General features: G+C 75.2%; 6 protein-coding genes. All 6 read right to left on the bottom strand.

Features of this window, described 5'->3' with window-relative positions; genetic code table 11:
* Positions 1-134 precede the first annotated feature (134 nt).
* The gene (locus tag IF02_RS0127140) at positions 135-329 is read right to left on the bottom strand and encodes a hypothetical protein (protein WP_030161413.1); all 195 of its coding nucleotides are present in this window, start codon (positions 327-329) and stop codon (positions 135-137) included.
* A 160-nt stretch (positions 330-489) separates the two neighbouring features.
* Complete coding sequence (locus IF02_RS0127130) at positions 490-1800, bottom strand: DUF58 domain-containing protein (RefSeq protein WP_030161410.1); 1311 nt, start codon at positions 1798-1800, stop codon at positions 490-492.
* Complete coding sequence (locus IF02_RS0127125; protein ID WP_030161408.1) at positions 1800-2762, bottom strand: AAA family ATPase; 963 nt, start codon at positions 2760-2762, stop codon at positions 1800-1802. Before IF02_RS0127125 ends, IF02_RS0127130 begins: the two co-directional genes overlap by 1 nt.
* On the bottom strand, positions 2759-3988 hold the full coding sequence (locus tag IF02_RS0127120; protein ID WP_030161405.1) for a DUF4350 domain-containing protein: 1230 nt from the start codon (positions 3986-3988) through the stop codon (positions 2759-2761). The genes IF02_RS0127125 and IF02_RS0127120 overlap by 4 nt, the downstream gene beginning before the upstream one ends.
* Positions 3985-4665: a DUF4129 domain-containing protein gene (locus IF02_RS0127115; protein WP_199809289.1), complete on the bottom strand. Its 681-nt coding sequence runs from the start codon at positions 4663-4665 to the stop codon at positions 3985-3987. The genes IF02_RS0127120 and IF02_RS0127115 overlap by 4 nt, the downstream gene beginning before the upstream one ends.
* Before the next feature lie 7 nt (positions 4666-4672).
* Entirely contained in the window at positions 4673-5974 is a 1302-nt protein-coding gene (locus IF02_RS0127110) for a hypothetical protein (protein WP_030161400.1), read from the bottom strand.
* Between the last annotated feature and the right edge of the window lie 26 nt (positions 5975-6000).

The raw sequence follows: 6000 nt of genomic DNA, 5'->3' as shown, positions 1-6000 counted from the left end.
GCAGGGGGGACCCTGTGGGAGAGTAGGACGCCGCCGAACAATCATTGTAGAAAAGCCCTGTACCGGGTATCCGGTACGGGGCTTTTCTGCGTTTACGGGTCGTCTGGCGTGGAGCGGTCCCGCCCCCGCCGTCCTTACCACTCGGACGGATAGCTCTTGAGGTTGGTGGTGTCGAGCGTCCAGCGGCCGGCGGTGACGGTGTCGCCGAACGCGTAGGGGATCTTCTTGCGGTAGCGGGTGCCGTCGGGTCCCTCTGAGGGGTCGCTGTGCACCGTGACGGTCTTCTTGTCCTTGCGGGGGTCCACGACGACGTACAGGGGCACTCCCATCCGCGGGTAGTCGTGCAGCTTGTCGCGGATGTCTGGTGCTCGGCCGGCTCCGCGAGCTGCTCCGCGAAATCGTGCATGCGGCGCATCTGCTCGGGGGTGAAGTCGGCCATGGCGGGTCCTCCCGGTGGGTGCCCGACCAGCGTAGCCAGTCGGACACCGGCTAGAGGCGGCCCGCGGCCTTCAGGGAGAGGTAGGCGTCGGCCAGGGCGGGGGCCAGGGTGTCCGGGGTGGCGTCGACCACGTGGACTCCGTGGCGGGACAGCTGGTCCGCCGTGCGGCGGCGGGTGGCCTGGGACTGGGTGCCGGCCGCGGCCTCGTAGACCGCGTCGAGAGTGCCGCGGGACCGTGTCATCTCCTCGACGCGGGGGTCCGCCACCGAGGCCAGCAGGACCGTGTGGCGTTGCGTGAGGCGGGGGAGGAGCGGGAGCAGGCCTTCCTCTGTCGGGGCGGCGTCCAGGCTCGTCAGGAGGACCACCAGGGACCGGCGCGGGGCGTTGCGGAGGATGGTGGAGACCAGCGTTCGGGCGTCGGTTTCGACGAGCTCCGGTTCCAGCGTGGCCATGGCGTTGACGAAGGCAGGGAGCACGTCGCCGGCCGAGCGGCCCTGGACCTGGGCGCGGGTGCGGCGGTCGTGGGCCAGCAGGTCGACGCGGTCGCCGGCGCGGGAGGCGAGCGCGGCCAGCAGCAGGGCCGCGTCCATGGCCGAGTCCAGGCGGGGGGCGTCGCCGACGCGGCCCGCCGAGGTGCGGCCGGTGTCCAGGCAGATCAGGATGTGCCGGTCGCGTTCCGGGCGCCAGGTGCGGACGGCGACCTTGTTCTGGCGGGCGGTGGCCCGCCAGTCGATCGAGCGGGTGTCGTCGCCGGGGACGTAGTCGCGGAGGCTGTCGAACTCGGTGCCCTCGCCGCGGGTCAGGACGCTCGTGCGGCCGTCCAGTTCGCGCAGGCGGGCCAGGCGCGAGGGGAGGTGCTTGCGGCTGGTGAAGGGCGGCAGGACCCGGACCGTCCAGGGGACGGTGTGGGTGCCCTGGCGGGCGAGCAGGCCGAGCGGCCCGTACGAGCGGATCGTCACGCGGTCGGCCCGCCGGTCCCCGCGGCGGGTGGGCAGCAGCCGGGTGGTGATGCGGCGGCGTTCGCCGGCCGGGATCGCCAGGGTGTGCCGGGAGGCGTCGGTCTCGGTGCCCGGGAGCCAGCTGCTGGGGGGCCAGGCGTCGCGGACGCGGGCGCGCAGCGGGCGGGTGCCCGGGTTGGTGACGGTGAGGTGGACCTCCGCGGGCTCGCCGAGGCGCACGGAGGTGTCGCCCGAGCGGGTGAGGGTGAGCCCGCGGACCGGGGCGGCGAGGGCGTAGTCGACGGCGCAGGCCAGGGCGAGGGTGCCGTTGACGGCGAGCATCCCCGTCCAGCTCGGTTCCAGGATGCCGACGGGGATGCTGCCGAGGGCCGCCAGCAGGGCGGCGCGTCCGGTGAGGGCCATCAGCGCGGGACGGGGACGTGGGACAGGATCGCGGTGATGACGGCGTCGGCCGTGACCCCTTCCATCTCGGCCTCCGGGCGGAGCTGGACGCGGTGGCGCAGGGTCGGCAGGGCGAGGGCCTTGACGTCGTCGGGGGTGACGTAGTCGCGGCCGGTGAGCCAGGCCCAGGCGCGGGCGGTGGCCAGCAGGGCGGTCGCGCCGCGCGGGGAGACGCCGAGGGTGAGGGAGGGGGATTCGCGGGTGGCGCGGCAGACGTCGACGACGTACCCGGCGATCTCCGGGGAGACGGACACCTTGGCGACGGCTTCGCGGGCGGCTTCGAGCTCGGCCGGGCCGGCGACGGGGCGCAGGCCCGCGGCCTGGAGGTCGCGGGGGTTGAAGCCGGCGGCGTGCCGGGTCAGGACGCCGATCTCGTCCTCGCGGGAGGGGAGGGGGACGGTGAGCTTGAGGAGGAAGCGGTCGAGTTGGGCCTCGGGGAGGGGGTAGGTGCCCTCGTACTCGACGGGGTTCATGGTGGCGGCCACGAGGAACGGCTCGGGCAGCTTGCGCGGGGTGCCGTCGACGGTGACCTGGCGCTCCTCCATGGCTTCGAGGAGGGAGGACTGGGTCTTGGGCGGGGTCCGGTTGATCTCGTCCGCGAGGAGGAGGTTGGTGAAGACCGGGCCGTTCTGGAAGGAGAACTCGGCGGTGCGGGCGTCGTAGACGAGCGAGCCGGTGACGTCGCTGGGCATCAGGTCCGGGGTGAACTGGACGCGCTTGGTGTCGAGTTCGAGGGAGGCGGCGAGGGCCCGTACGAGGAGGGTCTTGGCGACGCCGGGCACGCCTTCAAGGAGGACGTGGCCGCGGCACAGGAGGGCGACGACGAGACCGGTGACGGCCGAGTCCTGGCCGACGACGGCCTTTCCGATCTCGGTGCGGATCGCTTCCAGGGAGGAGCGGGCGCTGTCCGTGGTGGCCGTCATGAGGTGCGGACCTCTCTTTCGAGGGCGTCGAGGTGGTCGGCGAGCGCGACGAGCGCCGCGTCGGTGGTGGGTGTGGTGCCGAAGAGGAGGCCGGTCAGGTCCCCGTGGCCCTCCGTCAGGCGGGCGGACACGGCGGGGAGCAGGGCCGCGGGGTCGTGTGCCTGCGCGGGCGGTACGCCGACCAGGGCCGCCAGGCGTTCGCGGGCGGCGGCGCGCAGCACGGTGGCGGCGCGGTCGCGGGCGCCGGCCTTGCGGTAGAGGCGGGCGCGGCCCTCGGTGGTCTCGGAGGCGCGGATGGCGACGGGCAGCTTCTCGGTGACGAGGGGGCCGAGCCGGCGGGCGCGCCAGAGGGCGGCGAGGGCGGCGGCGGCGAAGAGTTGCAGGAGGGCCCAGCTCCAGCCGCGGGGGAGGAGGTCGAGGAAGCCCTGCTCCTGGGCCGGGTCCTCGTCCTGGACCTCGGCGAGGGAGGGCAGGTACCAGACGAGGTCGGGGCGGGAGCCGAGGAGTTGGAGGGCGAGGGAGGCGTTGCCCTCGGAGGCGAGCTTCTTGTTGAGGAGGACCGTCTCGGAGCCGAGGAGGACGGTGTCGCCGCCCTTGGTGCCGGAGGGGAGGACGAGGAGGGTGGGGTGGCCGCCGCTGGGGTAGCAGGCCGCGGCGGTGGCTCCGTCGGTGGTGTAGCGGTGGTCGCCGCCGGTGGTGGCGCGGCCGGCGGAGGCGGCGGCGGGCAGGGGGCAGCCGGGGTCGAGGTTCTGGTCGAACGCGGTGCCCTTGGTGCGGGCGGCGGGGGCCAGGTCGGGGAGGCTGAGGCTGCCGGGGGCGAGCAGGACGGTGCGGCCGCCGGAGAGGTCGATGGCGGAGCGGATGGCGCGGCGCTGGGTCTCGCCGAGCCGGTCGGGGCCGGTGACCAGCAGGGTGGTGCCGGGGCCGGCCGCGGCGGCGGCCTCGCGGGCGGTGGTGACGACGCGGGTGGTGACTCCGCGGGCCTGGAGCAGCTCGGCCACGGCCCGGCTGCCGTCGGGGTCGGCGGAGCGGGGGTCGAGCCGGCCGTGGCGGCTGCCGGACGCGAGGGCGGCGAGCGTGACGGCGGCGACGAGGAGGATGCCGAGGCAGATCAGGAAGCCGCGGCCGCGGCGCCAGAGGGCGGCGGGGGTCGTACGGGGCGTGCCGGTGGCCGGGGCGGCGGACGCGGGCGGGGCGGCGGACGCGGGCGGGGTGGGGGCGCTCATGACCGGGGGCCCGTCAGCAGGGGCTTCGCCTGGGTCAGGGAGAGGTCCAGGGTGCGCAGGTGGGCGTACATCTCGGCGGTGGCGGGGCGGGCGCCGTACGTGACGTCGTCGAAGGTGCGGGCCGCGGTGCGGAGGGCTTCGGCGTGGTCCGGGAGGGCGGCGGCGGCTTCGGCGGCCGCCTCGTCGGCGGTGCGGCCGGGGCGGGGGTCGAGCACGGTGCGCTCCTCCAGGGAGCGGACGACGGCCCGCATGCGCTCCTGGACGGCTTCGGTCCAGCGGCCGGCGGCGGCGTGTGCGTCGGCGGCGCTGCGGTGGTCGGCGGCGCTGCGCAGGGCGTCGCCGAAGACCCCGGCCGCGCCGGTGGCGGTCCGGCGGGGGGAGCCGAGCCGCCACCACAGGGCGGCGACGGCGAGGACGACGAGGGCGGCGATGGCGACCAGGCCCAGGGTGCCGCCGGGGGTGGCTCCCGAGGCGTGGTCGAAGAGGTTGCCGACCCACTCCCAGAACCGGTCCAGGGCGCGCTGGAGCAGGCCCGGGTCGTCCTGGTGGTACAGCGGCTTCGACAGTTCGCGTTCGGCCGCCTCGCGGGCGGGGTCGCGCGGTGTCGTCACCGGTGGTTTCTCCGCGGCCGGCAGGAGCGCCGCGGAGCGCGTGATGAGGCCCCCCGTACTCATCATCGGTGCATCAGCCTCCGGTCGGCGGTGCGGCCGGGTCCGAGCCGTAGTTCTCCAGGCCCGCCGCCCGGGCGAGCTCCAGGTCGAGGGCCTCGCGGCGGATGCGCTGGTCGACGTACAGGAGGACGGTGACGCCCGACTGGATCGGCATGGTGATGGTCTGCGCGATGACGGCGCCGACCGCCGAGAGGATGAGCGGGGCCCAGCCGGTGGCGGCGGTGCCGTTCTCCAGGGCGGTCGGTCCGGCGCCGGCGAGGCCGATCGCGAGGCCGACGGCGGTCAGCGGCCAGACGATGATGGCCGCGACGAAGGTGGTGATGAGGCCGGTCAGGGCGGTGATGCCGAAGATGCGCCACCACGAGCCCTGGACGAGCCGCGAGGAGCGGCGCAGCGAGGTGGCCACGCTGCTCTTCTCCAGCATCAGCGCGGGCGAGGCCAGGCTGAACTTGATGCCGAGCCAGAGGACGAGCGGGAGGGCGGCGAGGCCGCCGAGGATGCCGAGGCCGATGCTGCGCAGGGCGATGCCGGGCAGGATCAGCACGCCGACGAGGAGGGCGCCGCCGAGGCCCAGCAGGAGGGTGAGCCCGAGCAGGCGGAGCAGCTGGGGCCGAGCCTCGCGCCAGGCGGTGGCGATCGTGGAGCTGTGGCCGAGCACGGCGCGGCTGAAGATCATCGTGAGCATGGCGGTGGCCACGATGGTGCCGATGAGCTGGATGAACCCGTTCGCGACGAGGGCGAGCATGCTGCTGCCGAGGGTGTCGACGAGCTCGCTCAGGTTCGGTTCGTCGTTGGAGGGGGCGGGCAGTTCGGAGAGCGTGTACTTCTGTACGAGCACGCTGATGAGCTGCACGACGGTGGCCACGACGAGGGTGATCGGCAGGACCGAGCGCCAGTGGCTGCGCACGGTGGCGACGGCGCCGTCGAGGATCTCGCCCAGGTCCAGGGGGCGCAGCGGGATCACTCCGGGCTTGGCGGCCGGGGGCTTGCCCCACTGGCCGGGGCCGCCGGGGTAGGCGTACTGGCCGCCGCCCTGGCCGCTCTGGGGGCCTGCGTACGATCCCCAGCCCGCGCCCGGCTGCGGCTGCTGCGGGGGCTGCTGCGGGGTCTGGGGTGCCTGCGGCGCCTGGGGGGTGCCGGGGCTCGACCACTCGCCGGGCGGCGGCTGCTCGGCGGACCACTTCGGCCCGCCGGCGGGCGGCTGCTGCGCGGGCGGCTGCGCGCCCTCGGTGCCGCCCTGGCCGTCGGGTGCGCCCGGCCGCTCGCCGTCGGACGGGGAGGGTCCGGGCACGGCCCAGCCCGGAGAGTCGTTCATCGTCGCTCCTTCACGTGCACTGCGGG

Source organism: Streptomyces sp. NRRL S-244, from assembly GCF_000717915.1.
In the GTDB taxonomy this organism is placed as follows: Bacteria; Actinomycetota; Actinomycetes; order Streptomycetales; family Streptomycetaceae; genus Streptomyces.
The sequence above is the reverse complement of the archived record's forward strand: the minus strand, read 5'-3'. Positions and strand labels throughout refer to the sequence as shown.